The organism is Agromyces sp. P2_B3, from assembly GCF_056404815.1.
The window spans coordinates 323,727-343,780 of the sequence record NZ_JBFUDH010000003.1 but is presented as its reverse complement, the minus strand read 5'-3'; the positions used below and the strand labels follow the sequence as shown (position 1 = coordinate 343,780).

General features: G+C 72.5%; 23 protein-coding genes, 1 tRNA gene and 1 other RNA gene. 8 read left to right on the top strand and 17 right to left on the bottom strand.

Going from position 1 to position 20,054, the window contains the following annotated elements; translation table 11 throughout:
• Positions 1 to 37: 37 nt before the first annotated feature.
• Positions 38 to 787 carry a gamma-glutamyl-gamma-aminobutyrate hydrolase family protein gene (locus tag AC1DZA_RS07220; protein WP_476772213.1) on the bottom strand — a complete coding sequence of 250 codons (750 nt, stop codon included), beginning with the start codon at positions 785 to 787 and terminating at the stop codon, positions 38 to 40.
• A gap of 182 nt (positions 788 to 969) precedes the next feature.
• Between AC1DZA_RS07220 and ftsE the strand changes: the two genes are divergently transcribed.
• The 4 genes from ftsE (at position 970) to AC1DZA_RS07200 (ending at position 4,482) form a co-directional block, all read left to right on the top strand.
• Positions 970 to 2,181 (top strand): cell division ATP-binding protein FtsE, encoded by a 1,212-nt coding sequence (ftsE, locus tag AC1DZA_RS07215; protein WP_476772212.1) that lies wholly within the window; start codon positions 970 to 972, stop codon positions 2,179 to 2,181.
• Complete coding sequence (ftsX, locus tag AC1DZA_RS07210) at positions 2,178 to 3,089, top strand: permease-like cell division protein FtsX (RefSeq protein ID WP_309979418.1); 912 nt, start codon at positions 2,178 to 2,180, stop codon at positions 3,087 to 3,089. The genes ftsE and ftsX overlap by 4 nt, the downstream gene beginning before the upstream one ends.
• A gap of 125 nt (positions 3,090 to 3,214) precedes the next feature.
• Positions 3,215 to 3,691, top strand: coding sequence for an SsrA-binding protein SmpB (gene smpB, locus AC1DZA_RS07205; RefSeq protein WP_309979416.1), 477 nt, complete (start codon positions 3,215 to 3,217; stop codon positions 3,689 to 3,691).
• A 50-nt stretch (positions 3,692 to 3,741) separates the two neighbouring features.
• Positions 3,742 to 4,482 (top strand): tyrosine-protein phosphatase, encoded by a 741-nt coding sequence (locus tag AC1DZA_RS07200; protein ID WP_476772211.1) that lies wholly within the window; start codon positions 3,742 to 3,744, stop codon positions 4,480 to 4,482.
• A gap of 15 nt (positions 4,483 to 4,497) precedes the next feature.
• Here the strand turns inward: AC1DZA_RS07200 and AC1DZA_RS07195 are convergent, their stop codons facing one another.
• Complete coding sequence (locus AC1DZA_RS07195; protein WP_476772210.1) at positions 4,498 to 5,160, bottom strand: SIMPL domain-containing protein; 663 nt, start codon at positions 5,158 to 5,160, stop codon at positions 4,498 to 4,500.
• A gap of 246 nt (positions 5,161 to 5,406) precedes the next feature.
• Here AC1DZA_RS07195 and ssrA point away from each other — a divergent pair.
• Positions 5,407 to 5,775: a transfer-messenger RNA gene (ssrA, locus tag AC1DZA_RS07190) on the top strand.
• A 76-nt stretch (positions 5,776 to 5,851) separates the two neighbouring features.
• Here the strand turns inward: ssrA and AC1DZA_RS07185 are convergent.
• From AC1DZA_RS07185 to AC1DZA_RS07165, 5 genes are read right to left on the bottom strand one after another with little or no spacing between them, the layout of a single operon-like run.
• Positions 5,852 to 6,931, bottom strand: coding sequence for a DNA polymerase IV (locus tag AC1DZA_RS07185; RefSeq protein ID WP_476772209.1), 1,080 nt, complete (start codon positions 6,929 to 6,931; stop codon positions 5,852 to 5,854).
• 48 nt (positions 6,932 to 6,979) lie between these two features.
• Complete coding sequence (locus tag AC1DZA_RS07180; protein ID WP_476772208.1) at positions 6,980 to 7,903, bottom strand: LLM class F420-dependent oxidoreductase; 924 nt, start codon at positions 7,901 to 7,903, stop codon at positions 6,980 to 6,982.
• Positions 7,904 to 7,905: 2 nt separating this feature from the next.
• Positions 7,906 to 8,772 (bottom strand): inositol monophosphatase family protein, encoded by an 867-nt coding sequence (locus AC1DZA_RS07175; protein ID WP_476772207.1) that lies wholly within the window; start codon positions 8,770 to 8,772, stop codon positions 7,906 to 7,908.
• Positions 8,773 to 8,794: 22 nt separating this feature from the next.
• Positions 8,795 to 9,100, bottom strand: coding sequence for an AzlD domain-containing protein (locus tag AC1DZA_RS07170; RefSeq protein WP_476772206.1), 306 nt, complete (start codon positions 9,098 to 9,100; stop codon positions 8,795 to 8,797).
• On the bottom strand, positions 9,097 to 9,786 hold the full coding sequence (locus tag AC1DZA_RS07165; protein WP_476772205.1) for an AzlC family ABC transporter permease: 690 nt from the start codon (positions 9,784 to 9,786) through the stop codon (positions 9,097 to 9,099). The genes AC1DZA_RS07170 and AC1DZA_RS07165 overlap by 4 nt, the downstream gene beginning before the upstream one ends.
• A 112-nt stretch (positions 9,787 to 9,898) precedes the next feature.
• Here AC1DZA_RS07165 and AC1DZA_RS07160 point away from each other — a divergent pair.
• A tRNA-Lys gene (locus AC1DZA_RS07160) sits at positions 9,899 to 9,971 on the top strand.
• A 76-nt stretch (positions 9,972 to 10,047) separates the two neighbouring features.
• On the opposite strand, the gene AC1DZA_RS07155 is transcribed toward AC1DZA_RS07160, so the two are convergent.
• Positions 10,048 to 10,383 (bottom strand): VOC family protein, encoded by a 336-nt coding sequence (locus AC1DZA_RS07155; protein WP_476762386.1) that lies wholly within the window; start codon positions 10,381 to 10,383, stop codon positions 10,048 to 10,050.
• Between the two features lie 58 nt (positions 10,384 to 10,441).
• On the opposite strand from AC1DZA_RS07155, the gene AC1DZA_RS07150 reads away from it, so the two are divergent.
• Entirely contained in the window at positions 10,442 to 10,981 is a 540-nt protein-coding gene (locus AC1DZA_RS07150) for a TetR/AcrR family transcriptional regulator (protein WP_476772204.1), read from the top strand.
• Positions 10,982 to 11,002: 21 nt separating this feature from the next.
• Here the strand turns inward: AC1DZA_RS07150 and AC1DZA_RS07145 are convergent, their stop codons facing one another.
• Genes AC1DZA_RS07145 through AC1DZA_RS07130 form a run of 4 tightly spaced genes read right to left on the bottom strand, consistent with a single transcriptional unit; the run spans position 11,003 to position 13,776 of the window.
• The gene (locus AC1DZA_RS07145) at positions 11,003 to 11,419 is read right to left on the bottom strand and encodes a type II toxin-antitoxin system VapC family toxin (RefSeq protein ID WP_476772203.1); all 417 of its coding nucleotides are present in this window, start codon (positions 11,417 to 11,419) and stop codon (positions 11,003 to 11,005) included.
• A gap of 30 nt (positions 11,420 to 11,449) precedes the next feature.
• A complete protein-coding gene (locus AC1DZA_RS07140) occupies positions 11,450 to 12,376 on the bottom strand; it encodes a 5'-3' exonuclease (RefSeq protein WP_476772202.1) in 927 nt (308 codons plus the stop codon).
• A 12-nt stretch (positions 12,377 to 12,388) separates the two neighbouring features.
• Positions 12,389 to 12,955 (bottom strand): GNAT family N-acetyltransferase, encoded by a 567-nt coding sequence (locus AC1DZA_RS07135; RefSeq protein WP_476772201.1) that lies wholly within the window; start codon positions 12,953 to 12,955, stop codon positions 12,389 to 12,391.
• Positions 12,956 to 12,990: 35 nt separating this feature from the next.
• Positions 12,991 to 13,776 carry a metal-dependent hydrolase gene (locus tag AC1DZA_RS07130; RefSeq protein WP_476762391.1) on the bottom strand — a complete coding sequence of 262 codons (786 nt, stop codon included), beginning with the start codon at positions 13,774 to 13,776 and terminating at the stop codon, positions 12,991 to 12,993.
• Between the two features lie 177 nt (positions 13,777 to 13,953).
• Here AC1DZA_RS07130 and AC1DZA_RS07125 point away from each other — a divergent pair, with 177 nt between their 5' ends.
• Positions 13,954 to 15,561, top strand: coding sequence for a serine hydrolase (locus tag AC1DZA_RS07125; protein ID WP_476772200.1), 1,608 nt, complete (start codon positions 13,954 to 13,956; stop codon positions 15,559 to 15,561).
• 46 nt (positions 15,562 to 15,607) lie between these two features.
• On the opposite strand, the gene AC1DZA_RS07120 is transcribed toward AC1DZA_RS07125, so the two are convergent.
• The 5 genes from AC1DZA_RS07120 to AC1DZA_RS07100 are packed head-to-tail and all read right to left on the bottom strand — an operon-like array spanning position 15,608 to position 19,982.
• Positions 15,608 to 16,201, bottom strand: coding sequence for an energy-coupling factor transporter transmembrane component T family protein (locus tag AC1DZA_RS07120; protein ID WP_476762393.1), 594 nt, complete (start codon positions 16,199 to 16,201; stop codon positions 15,608 to 15,610).
• Positions 16,202 to 16,211: 10 nt separating this feature from the next.
• A complete protein-coding gene (locus AC1DZA_RS07115) occupies positions 16,212 to 16,892 on the bottom strand; it encodes an energy-coupling factor ABC transporter ATP-binding protein (RefSeq protein WP_476772199.1) in 681 nt (226 codons plus the stop codon).
• Positions 16,889 to 18,067, bottom strand: coding sequence for a thiolase family protein (locus AC1DZA_RS07110; RefSeq protein WP_476772198.1), 1,179 nt, complete (start codon positions 18,065 to 18,067; stop codon positions 16,889 to 16,891). The genes AC1DZA_RS07115 and AC1DZA_RS07110 overlap by 4 nt, the downstream gene beginning before the upstream one ends.
• A complete protein-coding gene (locus AC1DZA_RS07105) occupies positions 18,064 to 19,317 on the bottom strand; it encodes an AMP-binding enzyme (protein ID WP_476772197.1) in 1,254 nt (417 codons plus the stop codon). Before AC1DZA_RS07105 ends, AC1DZA_RS07110 begins: the two co-directional genes overlap by 4 nt.
• Positions 19,314 to 19,982, bottom strand: a complete 669-nt coding sequence (locus AC1DZA_RS07100; RefSeq protein ID WP_309979382.1) for a biotin transporter BioY — start codon at positions 19,980 to 19,982, stop codon at positions 19,314 to 19,316. The genes AC1DZA_RS07105 and AC1DZA_RS07100 overlap by 4 nt, the downstream gene beginning before the upstream one ends.
• Between the last annotated feature and the right edge of the window lie 72 nt (positions 19,983 to 20,054).

The window sequence follows — 20,054 nt, the reverse complement described above, 5'->3', positions numbered from 1 at the left end:
CCTCGGGCACGCGTCCCGCGCCTGATCCGGTCGGACGCTAGGAGCGCACCGCGAACTTCGCGCGCGCCCGCGTGCGGGCCGCGGCGATGAACGCCTGGATGAGCGCGATGCCCTCGGGGTCGAGCCGCTCCTCGGGATGCCACTGCACGCCGAGGCAGAACGCGCCGTCCACCGATTCGATCGCCTCGATGACGCCGTCGGGGGCGGTCGCCGCGACGACGAGTCCCTCGCCGAGCCGGTCGACGCCCTGGTGGTGATGCGACGAGATGTCGAACTCGCGCTCGTGCGTGATCTCGGCGAGCAGCGTGCCCTGCGCGATGGTGACCGGATGCGACGTGTGGGTGCCGTACACGTCGCGGTGAGGGGTGAGGTCGACGCGGTCGCCGAGGTGCTGCTCGAGGGTGCCGCCGAGCGCCACGTTGATGAGTTGCATCCCGCGGCACGCGCCGAGCACGGGCAGCCCCCGCTCGCGCGCGAGGAGCGTCAGCGCGATCTCGAGCTCGTCGCGCACGCGCAGCGGCGGGTCGTTCGAGGGATGCGCCTCGCTGCCGTACAGCTCGGCGTCGAGGTCGCGCCCGCCGGGAAGGAACAGGCCGTCGACGAGGTCGATGAGCCGCTCGGGGTCGTCGAGGTGCACGTCGAGGCTGGGGAAGAGCAGCGGAGCGCCGCCGGCCTCCTGGATCGCGGCCGTGTAGGTGTGCGAGATCGCGTCGGTCGGGATGTCGACCCAGGCCCCGTAGCTCGCGGACTTTCGATCCGCGACGATGCCGATGAGCGGAACGGTCATGTCACCTCCTCGGGCGCCGTCGGTTGCTCCCTCCAACCTAGGGAGGTGACGGCCGATCCGCCACGTGCGCGCCGCGGTTCGCGCGCACTGCGACCGGCGAACAGGGGCACGCGCGCGCCGCTCCCTGAGAGTTGGGCGAGTCGTGGTCGCGATCGAGGGCGGCCTGCCTAGGCTCTTCCTCGATGATCCGATTCGACTCCGTCACCAAGACCTACCCGGGTCAGGCACGACCCGCCCTGAACGACATCGGGGTGGAGATCCTGCGAGGTGAGTTCGTGTTCCTCGTCGGCGCCTCCGGCTCCGGCAAGTCGAGCTTCCTGCGGCTGATCCTCAAGGAGGAGAAGCCCTCGAAGGGCAAGATCCACGTGCTCGGGCAGGACCTCGGGCGCATCTCGAGCCGCAAGGTCCCCTACTTCCGCCGCGATCTCGGCGTGGTCTTCCAGGACTTCCGGCTGCTGCCGAACAAGAACGTCTACGAGAACGTCGCGTTCACGCTCCGCGTCATCGGCAAGTCACGCGGGTTCATCCAGTCGGCCGTGCCCGAGACGCTGAAGCTCGTCGGGCTCGACGGCAAGGGCAAGCGGATGCCGCACGAACTGTCGGGTGGCGAGCAGCAGCGGGTCGCGATCGCCAGGGCCATCGTGAACAAGCCGCAGATCCTGCTGGCCGACGAGCCCACCGGCAACCTCGACCCGGTGACGAGCGCGGGCATCATGACCCTGCTCGAGCGCATCAACGCGAGCGGCACGACCGTGGTCATGGCCACCCACGAGGCCGGCATCGTCGACCAGATGCAGCGCCGGGTGATCGAGCTCTCCGCGGGCGACATCGTGCGCGACGAGCGCGGCGCCGGGTACGGCGCGGCCCTCGGCGACGCAGAGGACGCGTTCGCCGGCGACGCGCAGCCCGATGCCGACGCCGAGCCCGACGCCGAGGCTGCCGAGGTCGTCGCGCCGGGTGCGGCCGCCGACGAGGCATCCGTGCCCGCCACCCCGGTGACCGCCCGCACCGCCACCACCGCTGCGGCCGTGGCCGTCGCGGCGGGCGAGGCCAAGGCGAAGCCCGCGCGCACGAAGCCCGCGAAGACGCCGGGCGCCGCCCCCAAGGTGGGCAAGAAGGTCATGGACGAGAAGCAGCCCCTCTACGTCGAGCCCGAAGAGCGCGACGAGGTGACGGATGCCGCGGCGGCCATCACGGCGGCCGCCACCGGCGTCATTCCGCGCCTGCCCGCCGACGGCGACGCGCCGCAGGCCGAGGCGGACGATGACGCCGCTGCGCCGAAGCCCGGCGCCGCGGCATCCGACCAGCTGACGCTCGCCGAACGGCTGGGGCTGCGTGCCCCGGGCGGTCCGCGCGAGGGAGACGACGAGCAGGAAGTGGGACCGACGCGATGAGGTTCGGACTCGTCCTCTCCGAAGCGGCGAGCGGCCTGCGCCGCAACGCCTCCATGGTCGTCTCGGTCGTGCTCGTGACGTTCATCTCGCTCACGTTCGTGGGCACTGCCGCGCTGCTGCAGCTGCAGATCGCGCAGATGAAGAACTACTGGTACGACCGCGCGCAGGTCGCCGTATACCTCTGCACGTCCGTGTCCACGGCTGCCGGTTGCGTCGACGGCGAGGCCACCGAGGAGCAGAAGTCCGCCATCGAGGCGCAGCTCGAATCCGACACCCTCGCGCCGTTCATCGACGAGTACTACTTCGAGGACCACCAGCAGGCCTACGAGAACTTCCAGGAGCAGTTCGAGGGCACGCCGGCCGCCGACTACGTGACGCCCGAGGTGCTCAACGAGACGTTCTGGGTGAACCTCGTCGACCCGTCGCAGGCGGCGGTGATCGTCGAGAGCCTGGCGGGACTCGCCGGCGTCGAGCAGGTGGTCGACCAACGCCGGTACCTCGACCAGATCTTCGACGTGCTCAATGCGGCGAGCTACACCGCCATCGCGATCGCGGCCATCATGCTCGTCGCCGCCGCGCTGCTGATCGCGACGACGATCCGCCTGTCGGCGTTCTCGCGGCGACGGGAGCTCGGCATCATGCGCCTCGTCGGGGCCTCCAATCGGTTCATCCAGACGCCGTTCGTGCTCGAGGGCGTGTTCGCCGGCCTCATCGGGTCCCTGCTCGCGGGCGGGGCGGTGATCGCGATCGTCCAGTTCTTCGTGCAGGGCTACCTCGCGAAGAGCCTGTCGTTCACGTTCGTCGACCTCACCGATGCGTTCCTCGTGGTCCCCATCCTCATCGGCGTGGGCGTGCTGCTCGCCGCGGTGTCGGCGGGCATCGCGATCACCCGATACCTTCGCGTGTAGGCAGGCCGGGGCACGTCCGCGGCCGACGGGCGGCGGATGCTGCGGCATCCGCTAGACTCGAAGGCTGCCCGGCCACCCGCCGTGGCGGCATCCGTCAGCAACGCACTCGAACGAAGGAGCACGCCGTGCCCAGGGAACGCGGTCAGAAGGTCGTCGCGACCAACCGCAAGGCGCGCCACGACTACACGATCGAGGACACCTACGAGGCGGGCATCGTGCTCACCGGCACCGAGGTGAAGTCGCTGCGCGAGGGCCGGGCGTCACTCGTCGACGGCTACGCGTTCATCGACGGCGGCGAGATGTGGCTCGACTCGGTGCACATCCCCGAGTACACCGAGGGCACGTGGAACAACCACTCGCCCCGGCGCAAGCGCAAGCTGCTGCTGCACAAGCACGAGATCGTGAAGATCAGCCACAAGACGAAGGAGGGCGGCTACACGCTCGTCCCCCTGCAGATCTACTTCGCCGACGGCCGCGCGAAGGTCGAGATCGCGGTCGCCAAGGGCAAGCGCGAGTACGACAAGCGCCAGGCCCTGCGCGAGCGGCAGGACAAGCGCGAGGCCGACCGCGCGATCTCGAGCCGGCGCAACCTCGGCGACTAGGCAGCAGGCTCCCAGCCGCCGTGTCGTCCCCGCGCGGTAGGCTCGCGTCGATGGAGACGTCGACGCGCATCCCGGTTCCCGGCACCTTCAACTTCCGCGACGTCGGCGGCCTGCCGGCCGTGGGCGGCCGGATCCGTGAGGGCGTGCTGTTCCGCTCCGACGGGCTCTACCGGCTCGGCGACGACGGTCGCAACGAACTCCGGCGGCTCGGTGTCGGCATCATCATCGACCTGCGCGACGAGAACGAGTCGCGCGCCATGCCCGACGACCTCGACGGTCTCGACGTCGAGGTGCTCCAGCTGCCCGTGTTCGAGGGCTCCGGCGCCTCGCAGGGTGCAGGCGGCATCTCGCTCGACGCGCTCTACGAGCGCATCGTCACCCAGCACGCCTCGGTGGTGGTGAGCGCGCTCCGCGAGATCGCGAGCGCCGGCGACCGCTCGGTGGTGGTGCACTGCACCGCCGGCAAGGACCGCACGGGCATCGTCGTGGCCCTCGCGCTGCTCGCCGTCGGTGTGGACCACCAGGCCGTCGTCGACGACTACGCGCGCACCGAGGCGAACCTCGCGGGGGAGTGGCTCGAAGAGATGGTCGCGCTGATCGGCCGCTACGGCGTGCCCGACACCCCCGAACTCCGCGTGCTCATGGGCGGCAGCCCGCCCGAGGCGCTCGAGGGCGTGATCGACACCGTCGAGCGCATGCACGGCTCCGTGCGCGAGTACCTGCTGGCGTCGGGCCTCAGCCTCGCCGACCTGTCGGCCCTCGAGCGGCTGCTCGTCGAGCCCGACGCCTGACGCCGCGCCGCCTGATCAGGCGGGATCGGCCGTGAACCGTGCGTCGACGGACGCCTCGATCACGAGCTCGGCAGGCGCGAACTCGGGGGTCGGCGCACCGCCGAGATCGGCCGCGGTGCGCATCATCATCGCCTTGGGCGCGGCGGGCATCGGCTGCGCGCTGAGCATGCCGTGGTCGGCGAGCTCGACGGGAGCGGGCGTGCCGAGTCCGAGCGCCGACGCGTAGACCTGCGCCTTCGCGACGGCGTCGGCCACGGCCGCGCGCTGGGCGGCCTCCTGCACGCGCCGGCGCGTGGCATCCGTCAACCGCCAGTCGATGCCGGCGATGGTCAGCTCATCGCCGGTGGCCACCTCGCCGACCCACGAGCCGAGCCGTTCGAGGTCGCTGAACACGACTTCCACGTCAGCGCTGGCCTGGTGCACGACCGGGAGCTGCTTGCCCTCGTTGTTCCACGGGCGGTGCGACCACACCCGGACCTGGCCCGCCGACCACGTGTCGAGGGAACCGGATGCCTCGAGTTGTCGCACCTCGGCCAGCAGCCGTTCGTGCGCGCGGCCCGTGCGCGCGGTCACGTCGTCGCGCGCCGCGCCTGAGCCGCCCACCGACAGGGAGACGGCGGCGAGCTCGGGGGCGATGCGCTCTTCGGCGCGGCCGGTGACGGCGATCGTGGTCGGCATGATGCCCCTCTCGGATGCGGGTGCCGGAACGACGACCTCGACGCCCGGCGGCCGCGGCAGCGCCCGGCCGACCTCAGCATACGTCCGGCGGCCGACGCCATCCCGGGCGGCAGGCACCCGGAATGTCGGAGGCGGCGCGTATGTTGTAACGTGTAAGGCCGCAGACCTTCGGGAATGCGGTGATTGGAAACTCCACAGCGTGCGACAACGGCTCGCCGAACCGGTCTCGACCGGGCGGCGTCACATGGGGATGATCGGTTTCGACATCGTCTGCGAACCCACGAGAAGCGGGCCGAGGATGCAGGGTTATCTCGTAAACGATCTCTGCGAAACAATAACTGCCAATAAGAAGCAGTCTGACTTCGCCCTCGCTGCTTAAGCGAGTGCGTTAGTCCGTCAGCCCGGGTCTGTTCCCGCCCCGGTCGCTGGCGTCATCTAGGGAACTTGCTGCGCGTCGTCGCCTGAGCGACGTGCGGGACTTTATCGGGCTGGGCTCGTCGACCTAGGTGCCTGTGGCAAAGGTCGGGGCCGAGTAGAACGCCCTCACAGGATGCGCCCGGAGAAGGCGTGGAATCACAGCGATGGACGGGGGTTCAATTCCCCCCATCTCCACCATCGGCCGTTGTCGCACGTTGTGCAACGAAGGCCGCCCCGCGGGGCGGCCTTCGTCGTCTGCGGCGCGGACCCCGCCTCACCAGCCGCTGCGGGTGGGGGTGTGGCCGTCGCGGGCATCCTCGGGCATCGCCATCTCGGCGCGGAATCCCAGCAGCCGGATGGGGCGGCCGGGTTCGATGCGACTCGCGAGTTCGAGCGCGCCGGCGAGCACCACCTCGGGGTCAGTGGTCTCGGGGATCTTCTTGCCCGTCGTCTTCGTGATGAACGGGGCATAGCGGATCTTCAGCGTCAACCCGACCACTGGCCGGCCCTCGACGGCGACATCTTTCAGCACGTTGGCCACGAGCTCGCGCACCGCCTCGTCGACCTGCGCAGGTGCGATGAGGTCCTCCTGGAACGTCGTCTCCCGGCTGTGCCCTCGGGCCACCCATGGCGTGTCGTCGACCTCACGTGCACCCTCGCCGCGTCCGAGCAGGCCGTACCACGGACCCATCCTCGGTCCGAACTCCGGCACGAGCACGTCAGGCCCTGCGGCGGCCAGCTCGGCGACCGTGGTGATGCCGTGGGCGGCGAGCCGCTGCGACACCTTCGAGCCGACGCCCCACAGGTCCCGCGTGGGCCGGTCGCCCATGACGTCGAGCCAGTTGGCCGCCGTCAGTCGGAACACTCCTCGCGGCTTGCCGAACCCCGTCGCGACCTTCGCCCGCACGAGGGTGTCGCCGATCCCCACGCTGCAGTGCAGGTCGGTGCGGTCGAGCACGGCGCGCTGGACCGCCCGCGCGTAGGCCTCGGGGTCGTCGGTGCGCACGCCGATGAACGCCTCGTCCCAGCCGAGCACCTGCACGGTCGCGCCCGGTTGTTCCCGAAGGGTCGCCATGACCTCGGCGGATGCCGCGGTGTACGCGTCCGCGTCCACCGGCAGGATGATCGCGTCGGGCGCCTTCCGCGCGGCGATGCGCAGTGGCATCCCCGAGCCGACGCCGAACTCGCGTGCCTCGTACGACGCCGTCGAGACGACCGCGCGCTCGGTCGGGTCGCCGCGACCGCCCACGATGATCGGCTTGCCGGCGAGCTCGGGACGCCGCAGCACCTCGACCGCCGCGATGAACTGGTCGAGGTCGACGTGCAGCACCCACGGGGTCGGGCCGTCGCTCACGCCCTCAGTCTGCCGGTCGGCCCTGGCGCGAGGGAAGGCGTACGACGGTCAGCGCACCTGTGGCAGCACCTCGGCGGCGACGAGCTCGAGGTGCTCGAGGTCGCGGAGGTCGACGATCTGGAGGTACACCCGGTCGGCACCGAGGTCGCGGAGGCGCTGGATCTTCTCGACGGCGGCGGCGGGTGTGCCCGCGACGTTGACGTCGGCGAACGTGTCGGGATCGGCATCGATCGCGGCGAGTCGCCGCTGGTAGTCGGCATCGATCGCGGCGACGACGGTCGGCAGCGCCACCGAGGTGCGCAGTGTCGCGGGGTCGCGTCCGATCTGCTCGCACGCACGGCGGACGCCGTCGAATGTCTCGGCGATCACGTCCTCCGAGCGGAAGCCGATGTTGAACTCCGTCGCGAACCGGGCGGCGAGCGCCGGCGTGCGCTTGGGCCCGCCGCCGCCGATGATGAGGGGCACGGGCGACTGCACCGGCTTCGGCAGCGCTGGCGCCCCTTCGAGCCGGTAGTGCTCGCCGGCGAAGTCGAAGGTCTCGCCGACCGGCGTGGACCAGAGCCCGGTCACGATCTCGAGCTGCTCCTCGAACAGGCCGAAGCGCTTCGCCGGGAACGGGATGCCGTAGGCCTCGTGCTCCTCGGCGAACCATCCGGTGCCGAGCCCGAGCTCGACGCGGCCGCCTGACATGGCGTCGACCTGGGCGACCTGGATCGCGAGGAGCGACGGGTGCCGGAATGTCGCCGAGGAGACGAGCGTGCCCAGCCGGATGCGGCGGGTGTCGCGCGCCAGACCGGCGAGGGTGGTCCACGCATCCGTCGGGCCGGGGAGCGGATCGCCGGCCCCCATGCGGAGGAAGTGGTCGGAGCGGAACCAGCCGTCGAAGCCGAGGCGCTCCGTGGCACTCGCCTGGGCGAGCTGGTCGTCGTAGCTCGCGCCCTGCTGCGGCTCGGTGAAGATGCAGACCTCCACGGTCAGGCCTCCGCGCCGTCGTGCGGTGCGGCGGGCGACGCCAGGGCGGCGAGCACGGCGTCGTGCAACCGCCCGTTCGTCGCGAGGGAGCTGCCGTGCCATGGTCCCGGTTCGCCGTCGATCGAGGTGAAGCGGCCGCCGGCCTCCTCGACGATCGGCACGAGTGCGGCGAGGTCGTACGGCTTGACGTCGAACTCGCCCGTGATGTCGATGAGCCCCTCCGCGAGCAGCACGTACGACCACAGGTCGCCGTAGGCGCGGTCGCGCCACACCTGCTCCGACAGCGCGAGCAGCCGGTCGAGGTATCCGGCGTCGCGCCACTGGGCGAGGCTCTGGAAGCTGAGCGAGGCATCCGACAGCTGCTCGACGCCCGAGACGCGCAGGCGGCGAGCACCGGGCACGCGAGCGGATGCCGCATCCGCCGCCCCGTCGCTCACGCCGAGTTCACCGGCCGACGCGCTCGTCCACGCCCCGAGCCCGCGCGCCGCCCACCAGCGCCGGCCCATCGCGGGTGAGGAGGCGACGCCGACGACGGGAACGCCGTCGATGGCGAGCGCGATGAGCGTGCCCCACACCGGCACGCCACGGAGGAAGTTCGCCGTGCCGTCGATCGGATCGATGATCCACTGCCTGGTCGAGTCGCCCTCGGTGCCGAACTCCTCGCCGAGGATGCCGTCGCCCGGACGCGCGTCGGCGAGCCGGTCGCGGATCGCGCGCTCGACGGCGAGGTCGGCCTCGGTGACGGGCGTGCGGTCGGGCTTCGTCTGCACGTCGAGGTCGACGGCGCGGAAGCGGGCGAGCGAGGCGGCGTCGGCGAGATCGGCGAGTCCGAGGGCGAGATCGAGGTCTTCGGCGAGGTCTGCGGTCACCCGATCAAGGCTATCGGGCCGCTCAGATGAGTCGTACGAGGATCGTCACCGCGACCGCGACCGCGACGCAGGCGAGTTGCGGCATCCGCAGCCACCATGCGATGCCCGCGGCGGCGAGCCCCGGAACCATGGTGGCGTCGGCCGACGACCATCGCTCGCCGAGGAGATTCACCGCGATCAGACCGGCCAGCAGCGCTGCGGGCAACGCGTCGACGACCGCCTGGACGCGCGGCGGGAAGGTGCGGTCGCCGAGCACCGCCGGACCGACCCCCTTGTAGACCACGTTGATCACCGCCAGGGCGATCACGGCGAGCACGAGTGCCGTCACGGGTCGACGGCCTTCGTGGTGCGAGCTGCGGCCAGGAGTGCCGCGAGCGCGCACGCGAGCAGCGCGACGCCCGCGGGCATCACGAGCGCGGCCACCGCGCCGATGACGCCGGCGACCAGTGCGATGGGGATCATGTGCGGCCGGTCGCGGAGGGCATCGAGCAGCAGCACGAGGAAGAAGGCGGGGAAGATGACGTCGAGACCGAGGTCGTGCATGAACTCGGTCGAGGGTGCGAAGAGTGCGCCGATCGCGGTGCCGGCGATCCACGCGGGCCACTGCACGAGCGTCGCCCCGAACAGCGTGCCGCGGTCGAGCGTGCCGTCGCCGTTCTGCGCCGCGACCCACGACCCGTCGACGACCGCCTGCCCTTCGAGCGCGCGCTGCACGGGACCGCCGTGCAGCGAACGCGCCGACGCGGCGCCCATGGGGATGAACCGCGCGTTGATGAGCGCCGCCGCCCCCACGCCCGCCGCGACGCCCCCACCGGCGGCGGCCGTCACCAGGGCGAATTGCGCCGAGCCCGAGAACGTGACAGCCGACATCACGATGGCCAGCCAGGCCGGCCAGCCGTTCGTGACCGCGAAGGCGCCGAAGCTCACGGCGAGCGCGAACGCCCCGATCGCCAGCCCGATGCCGACGCGCACACCGGCGCGCCAGCCGGTCGGGGGCGTCGTCGCGGCGGTCATGCAGTCGACCCTAGAACCTGCCTCCGACGCGCGGATCGCTCGATTGGCGAAACCGGTCGTTCTCCTGATAACGTGGTCCCTCGGTTCGGGTTGTACGAAAATCCCGAATCATGCACCTCTAGCTCAATCGGCAGAGCAACTGACTCTTAATCAGTGGGTTCAGGGTTCAAGTCCCTGGGGGTGCACGGATCGCCCCGAACCTCTCGCCAGGTTCGGGGCTTTCTTCATGCTCGGGGCCATCCTCCGCCCGGCCACCGACGCTCAGGACGAGGCGTCCGCCTGGTCGAACACGTGGAACGCGTTGCCGCCCGGACCCTCGAGCTCGATGACGTGGCCGTCGGGGATCTCGAACGGCACGCCGCGGCGCGATACCGACGGGTGGGCCGCGAGGTAGGCCTCGAGATCGTCGACCTCGTACATCGGGCCGGCCGAGCCCGGATCGGTGGAGACCATGACCTGCACGGGCGAGTCGGGCACGGCGAATGCCACCGTGTCGTCGCCCTCCCGCCAGGCCTCGGACCACCCGAGTTCGTCGCGGTAGAAGGCGATCGCCGAGGCCAGGTCGGCGACGGGCACGTAGAGGAAGCGCAGTTGCATCGGACACTCCAGACCGTAATCGCGTTATGGCATGACAGAACCAGCCTATACTCGCGGCGTGCGCAGTTGGGTACCCGTCCCGGGGTCGACGAAGGCGCTCCTGGTGCAGGAGGCCCTCACGGCGTTCGGCGCGCGCGGGTACGACGCGGTCGGCGTGTCCGAACTCGCGGCATCCGCCGGCGTCACGATCGGCTCGCTCTACCATCACTTCGGCAGCAAGGCCGGGCTCTACGACGTGGTGCGCACCGACGTCGAGCGACGCACGCTCGATCGCATGGAGGGCGCGGCGGCGATGCGGGGCGTGGGCGGGCCCGCCGGCATCGCGGCCGTGCTGCTCGTCGGCTACGACTTCCTCGTCGCCGCGGGGTTCGCGCGCCTCCTCGCCGAGCAGCGACCCGCGGAGGCCGGCGCTGCCGACCCGCTCGCCGACTTCTTCGCCGACACCGCCGACCTCGGCCCAGCACCCCTGGGATCGCTGCTGCTGGCCGGGTGGCGGAGGGCGCTCGCAGAGTCATCCGCTCGCACTGCCGTCGGTGAGGATGCAGCACCGGTGCGCGCCGCCCTCGCCGCCCTGCTCGGCGGCGTGACACCCGCGTGAGCCCGCTTCGGGCTCGCCCCGTCAGCCCGACGCGCGACCGATCGTGAGGAGTTCGTCGATCGACGCGATGGTCACGAGCCGCTCCGCCTGCCGTGCGAGCTCCTCGTCGAGGGTGATGAGCGCATCGCCCTGCAGGATGGTCAGCGCGACGTACTCCGCGTCGTACGTCGAGGCCCAGCCCAGCTCATCAGCGACCTTCCACGCACGGCGTCGGAGCACGGCGTCGCCCAGCAGCCTGATCGGGATCTCGGCGATGCGCGCGAGCCGAGCGTTCGCCTCGGCTTCCTGCAGCTCGCCTCGATGCACCGCCTCGTGCAGGGCGTTCAGCACCTGCGAACGCAGCAGGGCGGGCGCCAGGAGCTCGTGGTCGCCGGGTCCCTCGAACTCGTCGGCGACGAGATGGAGCACTGCACTCGCATCGACGATGAACCGGGCCATGCATGCCTCCTCGCGTCGGAGTGCCCCAAGCTACTCCGTGCCGAGCGCCTGGAGAACCCGTTGCACCGAGCCGCCCAGGTTCCACTCCTCGCCGAGGCGCCGCACCTCGGCCGCCTCGACCGCCTCGAGCGGGTGGAGGCGCGCGTCGAACGCCCCGAGCTCGAGGTCGCGCACGACCTCGACCACGGTCGGTGCGACGTCGAGGTAGGCGGCGGCGCCCGTGATGCGGGTGCGCATCGTCGCCGACAACGGCACGGCGGGGTCGCCGGCGGCGGCAACGATCGAGTCGAGGTCGCCGAACTGCTGCAACAGGCTCGCCGCCGTCTTCTCGCCGATGCCGGCGACACCCGGAAGGCCGTCGGACGCGTCGCCCCGCAGCACCGCGAAGTCGGCGTACTGACTGGGGAGCACCCCGTACTTGCCGACGACGGTCACGTCGGTGAGGACCTCGAGCTTGCTCATGCCGCGGGCGGTGTAGATGACGCGCACGTCGCGGGCGTCGTCGACGAGCTGGAACAGGTCGCGATCGCCGGTGACCACGTCGACGGGCATGGCGGCCTGCGTCGCGAGGCTGCCGATGACGTCGTCGGCCTCGTGCCGCGGGGCGCCGATGACGGTGACATCGAGCGCGGCCAGGATCTCGCGGATCATCGGGATCTGCGCCTCGAGGGGATCGGGCGTCTCCTCCACGTCGGGACCCGCGGGCACGATCTCGGCGACCCGGTGGGCCTTGTAGCTCGGGATGAGCTCGACGCGCCAGTGCGGGCGCCAGTCGTCGTCCCAGCAGGCGACGAGGTGGGTCGGCTCGAACTCGGTCACGAGCCTTGCGATGATGTCGAGCAGCCCACGCACGGCGTTGACGGGCGTGCCGTCGGCGCGCTTCAGCGAGTCGGGCACGCCGTAGAACGCGCGGAAGTAGAGCGAAGCGGTGTCGAGGAGCATCAGTCGGTCGGCCACAGGGCGATCCTGTCACGGACCGCCGACGGCGAGCGACTTCTGCGACACCACGAGCTCGCATGGCGTGGCGAGCAGCGGCTCGAGCTCGGGATAGAGCTCGCGGAGGGGGCCGCGTCGCACCTCGCGGTACCCGATGCGCGCGTACCAGTCGGCCAGGAACCGCTTCGAGGGATGCTGCCACGACGTCGGCACCAGGAGTTCGAGCTGCAGCACGCCGAATCCACGTGCCTCCGCCCAGCGCTCGGCGAACGAGACCAGGGCCCGACCGATGCCGATGCCCCGATGCGCCGGGTCGGCGGCCAGCATCCCGAACTCGGCCGTGCCGGCGTCGAGGCCGTGCACCCGGACGACGCCGACCAGCTCGCCGGCGATGCGGGCGGTGGCGAGTTCCTGCTGCCCGATGAGCTCCGCGATCTCGCGGGCGTCGGTGCGTCGCGCGCCGTCGACCCAGAGCCCGGCCTCGGCGATGACGTACACGCCGTTGATGAGGTCGGCCAACGTCGTGACGAGGGCGACGTCGTCGGCGGATGCCGCGGGCTCGAGGTCGATCTCGACGGCGGCATTCGGCGAGGAGGTCATCGCATCATTCTGCCCGTCACGAACCGGTGACTCGCTCAGGACCCGATCACCAGGTCGACGCCGACCAGCCGCAACCCTTCGTAGGCGAAGCCGGCCACGCAGTAGAGCGCGAGCACGGTGCCGAGCATGGCCTCGCGGAGGGACCCGGTGTCGCCGAGCAGCGGCAGGGCGACACGCCCGCTCGGGAGCCAGATGCGGTTGAGCACGGGAACGGGCCTGAACCGCTCGGGCGGCCGCGGCGCCCATGGCCAGAGCAGGCCGGGGATGCCGCCGGTGGTGAGGAAGTCGCCGGCGAGGTGCGCGGCGAACCCGATCGTGACCGCGAGGGGGAACCACGCGACCTGCTCGGGGGCGACCACGACGATGAACATGCCGAGCAGGGCGCCGAGGAGCCACGCCGCCGCCCAGGTCCGCACGTAGTCCCTGGCCTTGATGCCGAAGCAGGTGAGCACGGCGGTGCCGATGCCGGCGCCGATCGCGATGGAGTCACGGTCGTCGGTGGCGAACGTGAGGAGGGTGAGCGCCCAGGCCGCCGCGGCCACGACGACCACGGCGATGGCGGAATGGGCGCCACGGCGGTGCCCGCCCGAGAGCGTCTCGACCGTGCCGGTCACGAGGCGACCGAGGATCGGCACCGAGTGCGAGATGGTGGCGCTGTGGTGGTCGGCGTCGGGGAGGAGCGCAGCACCGGCGGCCACCGCGGCGCCCGCGAGCACGCCCACGGGGTCGAGGGGATACACCCCGAGCCCGATCAGCGGCATCGTTCCGGTGATCGCGACCCATGCCGCGGCGCCGCTCGTGGCGTGCGTGATGCCCATCATGACGTGCTGCGTGCTCCCGGTCGGCCCTTCGACGGCCGATCGGCCGTCGACCAGTCTGCACGCTGCCGGCGACATCCCGCGGCGGCGCGTGGTGCCCGAATTGGGGTGCGCGCCCAGCGGAGGCGCGGGTCTAGGCTGGCGCCGTCGCGCTGCATCGGCGCTGGGGCGGGGGATCGAATGCGACGCAGGGGAACGATGGCGTTCGGCGCGCTCGTCGCGACGGCGGCGGTGCTGCTCAGCGGATGCACCATGGGTGCCGCCGCCCCATCGGCGACGCCGCTCTCGACCGACCGGCCGGGCTACGGCAACCCGCCGGCCGACGCGCTCGCCGAGGTGACCGACGAACGGGTGGAGGCCGCGATCGACGCGATCCCCGGCCGCATCGACGAGCTGATGGAGACGTCGGGCGTTCCCGGCCTCGCGATCGCGGTCGTGTACGACGGCGAGACGGCCTACGCCGACGGATTCGGCGTGCGCAACCTCGATACGGAGCAGCCCGTCGACACCGACACCGTGTTCCAGATCGCCTCCATGTCGAAGTCGGTGGGTGCCACGGTCGTCGCGCACGAGGTGGCGGAGGGCGTCGTCTCGTGGGACACGCCGGTGGTCGAGCACCTGCCCGAGTTCGCGGTCGCAGACCCGTGGGTCACGGAGCACGTCACCATCGGCGACCTCTACGCCCACCGTTCGGGACTCTACAAGCACGCGGGCGACGAGCTCGAGGACCTCGGGTACGACCGGGCCGAGGTGCTCCAGCGCCTGCGATACACCCCGCTTTCGCCGTTCCGCTCGACCTACGCCTACGGGAACTACGACATCACCGCCGCCGCCCAGTCCGTCGCGAACGCGGCGGGCGCCGACTGGGCCGACCTCTCGGAGCAGGTGCTCTACGAGCCGCTCGGCATGTCGGCGACGAGCTCGCGGTTCGACGACTTCATGGCGAGCGAGGATCGCGCCGACGGCCACATCCTCGACGGCGACGAGTGGATCGTGACCCCGAGCCAGCGCCAGCCCGACGCGCAGTCGCCCGCCGGCGGCGTCAGCTCGAGCATCACCGACATGGCGACCTGGCTGTCGATGGTGCTCGACGCATCGGGTCCGGATGCCGCGGCGAACGACGTGCTCACGCCCGAGGCGCTCCTGCCGGCCATCACGGCGCAGTCGGTCGCGGGGCCGGCGCAGCTCGGCTACCAGCGCTCGGGCTTCTACGGGCACGGCTTCAACGTCGGGACCACCGCGGGGGGCCTGCCCTCGGTGAGCCACTCGGGCGCCTTCGCGCTCGGCACGGGCACCACTTTCAGCAGCCTGCCCGGGGCCGGGCTCGGGGTGGTGGTGCTCACGAACGGCTCGGCGAACGGCCTCGCCGAGTCCGTCGCGGCCGACTTCATGGACCTCGCCCAGTTCGGCGAGATCCGGCAGGACTGGTGGCAGCTCTACTCGGGGCAACTCGGGTCGCTGAGCGATCCGGTGGGCGAGCTCGTCGGCCAGTCCGCCCCGGTGGATGCCGCGCCGGCCCGTCCGCTCGCGGAGTACGCCGGCGACTACGCCAACGAGTACTTCGGCACGGCCCGTGTCTCCGTCGTCGGCGACTCGCTCGAGCTGACGGTCGGCCCCGGCACCGTGGTGTGGCCGCTCGAGCACTGGGACGGCGACGTCTTCGTGTTCGAGCCGTTCAGCGAGAACGCGCCGCTCGGCAGCGTGTCGCAGGCGACGTTCGACGGTGCCGACCTCGTGATCGAACTGCTGAACGAGCACCAGCTCGGCACGTTCACCCGCGTCGGCTGAGCACGCGCGCCGGCTGAGCACGCGCGCCGGTGGGGTGCCGCCGGCGTCAGTCGTCGAAGCCCCGCGCCACGAGCGCCTCGCCGAGGTGCTCGGCGGTGCGCAGCGATCGCACGATGACGGGCACGGCGAGCGCCAGCACGGAGCCCTCCGCGCCACGCGCCTTCCGGGCGTCGAGCACCTCGCGCACGAGTTCGGCGAGCAGCGGCACGCAGCGGATGGCGAGTGCGAGCGCCAGTCCGACGCGGTCGGCGTCGATCCAGCGCCGGAACGGTCGCAGCAGCGCCTGCATGGCGTCGAGCGTCGCCGTCACGGGTGTCGTGAGCGTGTAGAGGGCAGCGAGCGCCACGGCGAGCACGAGCCGGGTGCCCATCACCGCGGCGGCCTCCCAGCCGTTGAAGACGACCTGCAGCGGCACCGTGAACACGAGCACCCAGAGGATGGGCACCACCTGTCGCCATGCGAGCGCGAACGGCACCCGGGCCGCGGCGAAGAGCACCACGACGAGCACGGATGCCGCGCCGAGCCACCACGGCGACGCCGTCAGCGCGATCGCGGTGACGAGCACGGCGAGCACTCCGAGCTTCACGAGGGCGGGGCACCGGTGCACGAACGAGGTGCCCGGATGGAAGACGCCGATCATCGCGGTTTCGTCATCCGATGAGGGCCCGGTAGGCGTCGAGCGCGGCGCGCGGCACATCGTCGGCGACGACCCGCCCGGCCTCCATGACGACGACGCGATCGAACGACTCGAGCAGGTCGAGCTGGTGGCTCACCACGATGAGCTGCTGGTCGAGCGTCTCGAAGTGCTCGGCGATGCGCCGGGCGTTGCGGGCGTCGAGCAGCGTCGTCGGCTCGTCCGCCACGACGACGGCGGGCTCGGCGACGAGTACCGACGCGATGGCGAGCAGCTGCTTCTGCCCGCCCGAGAGGCGATGCGCGGGGCGGTCGGCGAGGTCGGTGATCCCGGCACGCTCGAGGGCCGCATCGACGCGCGCCGCGGCATCCGAGGGCTCGAGCCGGTGGCGCCGCAGGGTGAACGCGACGTCCTCGCGCACGGTGGGCATCACGATCTGGTTGTCGGCGTTCGTGAACACGAAGCCGACCCGGCGCCGCACCTCGCGGCCCTGCCGGCGCACGTCGAGCCCGTCGACGACGACCCGGCCCGTCGACGGCGTCACGAGCCCGTTGATCATGCGCGCCAGCGTCGACTTGCCCGAGCCGTTGGCCCCGACGATGCCGATCCGGCGCTCGCGCAGCACGAGCGACACGTCGTCGACGACGCGCTCGGCGCCGAAGTCGTGGCTCACGCCCTCGAACACGATCTCGCTCATGCCATCCGCTCCACGATCATCGCGATGCCCTGTCCGCCGCCGATCGAGCAGGCGGCGAGGCCGGGGCGCGCGTCGTCGGCGGCGGCCATCCGCGCGGCGAGCCGCACGAGCAGTACGGCACCGGATGCCCCCCACGGATGCCCCAGGGCGATCGCGCCGCCGTCGGCCGAGACGAGCTCCTCGTCGAGGCCGAGTTCGTCGCTCACGGCGAGCACCTGGGCGGCGAACGCCTCGGTGATCTCCACGAACCCGAGGTCGCCGATGGTCACGCCCGCGCGCTCGAGGGCAGCCCGTGCTGCCGGCGCCGCGCCGAGCCCGGGGAGGGCGGGGTCGCCTGCCGCGACGGCGGCAGCCCGCACGCGGAGGGCGGGGAGGCCGAGCTCGCGTGCGACGCGCTCGGTGGTGACGGCCATGGCGGCCGCGCCGTCGGAGAAGCCGCACGAGTTGCCGGCCGTGACCGTGCCCCGAGCGGATGCCTCGTGGCGCGGCGATGCGGCCGCGGCATCCGTCGGCTCATCGTCGGCGAACACCGGCGCGAACCGGGCGAGCCTGGCCGCGTCCATCGCAGCGCGGGGACGGTCGTCGCGCGACACCCCGCCGACGGCGACGATCTCGGCGTCGAAGACGCCCGCGGCCTGCGCGGCGGCCGCTCGCGCGTGCGAGCGGGCCGCCCACGCATCCTGCCGCGCCCTCGAGATGCCGAGCACGGCGGCGAGCCGGTCGGCGGCCGGCCCCATGTCCGGGTCGGGGAACCCGGCGGGTGCGAAGGGCGCCCGGCTGTAGCGTTCGCCCGTCCCTGGCCATGCCCGGTGCGGGGCGGTGGAGGCCGACTCCGCCCCGCCCGCGAGCAGGAGCCGCGCGTCGCCGGCCCGCACCCGGGAGGCCGCCTGCATCACGGCGTCGAGGCCCGACCCGCACTGCCGGTCGACCGTGACGCCGGGCACGCGATCGCCGAGGCCGGCTCGCAGCGCCGCGACCCGGGCGACGTCGCCGCCCGGACCCATGCAGTTGCCGAGCACGACGTCGTCGATCTCGATCCCGGCGGGCGCCAGGGCAGCGGCCACCTCGGCGAGCACCGGAGCGGCGAGCGCATCCACCGTGTGCGCGGCGAACCCGCGCCCGGCCGTCGCGATGGCGGTGCGGCGGGCGGCGACGAGCACCGGCGCCGCGCTCACGCGCCGCTCCCGACGGATGACCCGGGGACCGCGGACGAGGCCGCCACGAGCGCGCCCGACGCGAGCTCGTCGCGCAGGGCGCCGCGCGCGACCTTGCCGGAGGCGGTGCGCGGCACGTCCCGCACGACCCAGCGGCGCGGCAGCTCCACGGGGGCGAGCGTCCGGCGCGCCCCGGCGACCACGTCGTCGAGGCGTGCGCCGCGATCGAGCTCCACGACGGCGACGAGTCGCTGGCCGAGGAGCTCGTGCGGCTCGCCGAGCACGGCCGCCGTGGCCACGCCCGGCAGCGCCTCGAGTCGCGCCTCGACGTCCTCGGCGAGCACCGTGGCGCCCGCGGTCGTGATCGCCGCGTCGCCGCGCCCGAGCACGCGCAGCGCGCGCGTGCCGGCGCGTTCGGCCAGGTCGCCCACCGTCGCGAATCCGCGGTCGTCGCGTCGCAGCATCCCGCCGCCGACGACGCCGAGCGCGAGGTACGCCGACCTGGCCCACAGCTCGTCGCCGGCCGCGGCAGCTCGCAGCTGGACCTCGACGCCGGGGAACGCGTCGAGGCCGGCAGGGCCGGCGCCGGCGCGGTGCACACGGGCGAGCACGAACGACAGCTCGGCCGCGCCGTAGTACTCGGTGAGCCGGATGCCACTGGCCGCCGCCGCAGACCGCAGCGCGTCGCTCATGGCCGCCCCGGCGACGATCGCCGCGGGGGGAGCGGCGACGTCGTCGAGCAGTCGTGCGAGCCGGGTCGGGGTCGCGTGGACCACGGTCGCTCCGGCGACGTCGTCGGTGGCCGACGCACCGAGCCAGAGCGCGTGCAGCGCGGCGTAGAGGTGCATCGACACGTGGAGGGGACCGGTCACCGCCACGCGATCACCGGCGCCGAGGCCGGCGAGCTCGGCGAGCGGCCCGGCCGAGGCGAGCCACGACGCGTTCGTGCGCGCGACGACCCGCGGCAGCCCGGCAGAGCGCGACGAGCCCGACGTGAGCAGCGCGAGCTCGGTGCCGGGAGGCAGCTCGCCCGTGATCCGGTCGGCGTCATGCTGCGAGCCGCCGACGAGCACCGGCCGGCCCCGGTCGAGGGCGGCGAGCACCGTGCTGATCACGTGGACGGGCGGGGTGCCGACGGGGCATCCGACCGCACCATCGCCGGGTGGAAGCCGCACCCCGCCGACGAGTGCGGCGAGCTCGCCGTATCGCACGACATCGGGGCCGAAGGCGAGCGCCACGTCGTCGGGCGCCCCGCGGAGCCAGCCGGTCATGCGCCGGTGGCGACCGCCGCGGTGCGCTGCCACGGCCACGGCTGCGGCGCGATGAGGCCCGGCCAGGCACGGTGCACGCCCTTCGCGACGAGCACCGTCACGACGACCTTCACGAGGTCGCCGGGGAGGAACACCAGGGAGCCGAGGAACGCGACGTCGATCGGGGTGCCCGTGATCGCCGCGAACACCGGCACGCCCACGAGGTAGACGGCCACGATGCCGCCGAGCGCCGTCGCGGCCAGCGCGGGCAGCACCCGATACCGGGGGAGGAGGCGTGCGGTGCACCAGCCGATGACGACGACGCCGAGGAGCCAGCCGATGAGGTAGCCCACCGAGGGGCCGACGAACACGCCGAGTCCGCCGCGGCCGCCCGAGAGCAGGGGCAGGCCCGCCGCGACGAGCGCCAGCAGGAGCAGCACCGACAGGAACCCCTTGCGCGCGCCGAGGATCGCGCCCGCGAGCATGACGCCGAGCGTCTGGAACGTGATGGGCACCGCCGTGCCGCCCACGTACAGCGCGCCCGGCAGCCCGAGGGCGGCGATGAGCGCGGCGAAGACGGCGATCTGAGCCAGGTCGGTCGCGGTGGTGCGACGGCGACGATCGGGGGCGACGGATGCCGCGGGGTCGGCGGCTGCGTCGTGCGAGGTGTGCTGGGCGGCGCTCATCGGGTCTCCCTCTCGTGGCGGATGCGGGCGTCGTGCCCGGATCTCACGCTACGAAAACGGGGGAGCGCCCCG

Coding starts and splice junctions, on each gene's coding strand:
- AC1DZA_RS07220 (WP_476772213.1), bottom strand. CDS start 787: ATGACCGTTCCGCTCATCGGCATCGTCGCGGATCGAAAGTCCGCGAGC.
- ftsE (WP_476772212.1), top strand. CDS start 970: ATGATCCGATTCGACTCCGTCACCAAGACCTACCCGGGTCAGGCACGA.
- ftsX (WP_309979418.1), top strand. CDS start 2,178: ATGAGGTTCGGACTCGTCCTCTCCGAAGCGGCGAGCGGCCTGCGCCGC.
- AC1DZA_RS07200 (WP_476772211.1), top strand. CDS start 3,742: ATGGAGACGTCGACGCGCATCCCGGTTCCCGGCACCTTCAACTTCCGC.
- AC1DZA_RS07195 (WP_476772210.1), bottom strand. CDS start 5,160: ATGCCGACCACGATCGCCGTCACCGGCCGCGCCGAAGAGCGCATCGCC.
- AC1DZA_RS07165 (WP_476772205.1), bottom strand. CDS start 9,786: ATGACCGCCGCGACGACGCCCCCGACCGGCTGGCGCGCCGGTGTGCGC.
- AC1DZA_RS07155 (WP_476762386.1), bottom strand. CDS start 10,383: ATGCAACTGCGCTTCCTCTACGTGCCCGTCGCCGACCTGGCCTCGGCG.
- AC1DZA_RS07145 (WP_476772203.1), bottom strand. CDS start 11,419: ATGGCCCGGTTCATCGTCGATGCGAGTGCAGTGCTCCATCTCGTCGCC.
- AC1DZA_RS07135 (WP_476772201.1), bottom strand. CDS start 12,955: ATGACCTCCTCGCCGAATGCCGCCGTCGAGATCGACCTCGAGCCCGCG.
- AC1DZA_RS07130 (WP_476762391.1), bottom strand. CDS start 13,776: ATGATGGGCATCACGCACGCCACGAGCGGCGCCGCGGCATGGGTCGCG.
- AC1DZA_RS07125 (WP_476772200.1), top strand. CDS start 13,954: ATGCGACGCAGGGGAACGATGGCGTTCGGCGCGCTCGTCGCGACGGCG.
- AC1DZA_RS07120 (WP_476762393.1), bottom strand. CDS start 16,201: ATGATCGGCGTCTTCCATCCGGGCACCTCGTTCGTGCACCGGTGCCCC.
- AC1DZA_RS07115 (WP_476772199.1), bottom strand. CDS start 16,892: ATGAGCGAGATCGTGTTCGAGGGCGTGAGCCACGACTTCGGCGCCGAG.
- AC1DZA_RS07105 (WP_476772197.1), bottom strand. CDS start 19,317: ATGACCGGCTGGCTCCGCGGGGCGCCCGACGACGTGGCGCTCGCCTTC.
- AC1DZA_RS07100 (WP_309979382.1), bottom strand. CDS start 19,982: ATGAGCGCCGCCCAGCACACCTCGCACGACGCAGCCGCCGACCCCGCG.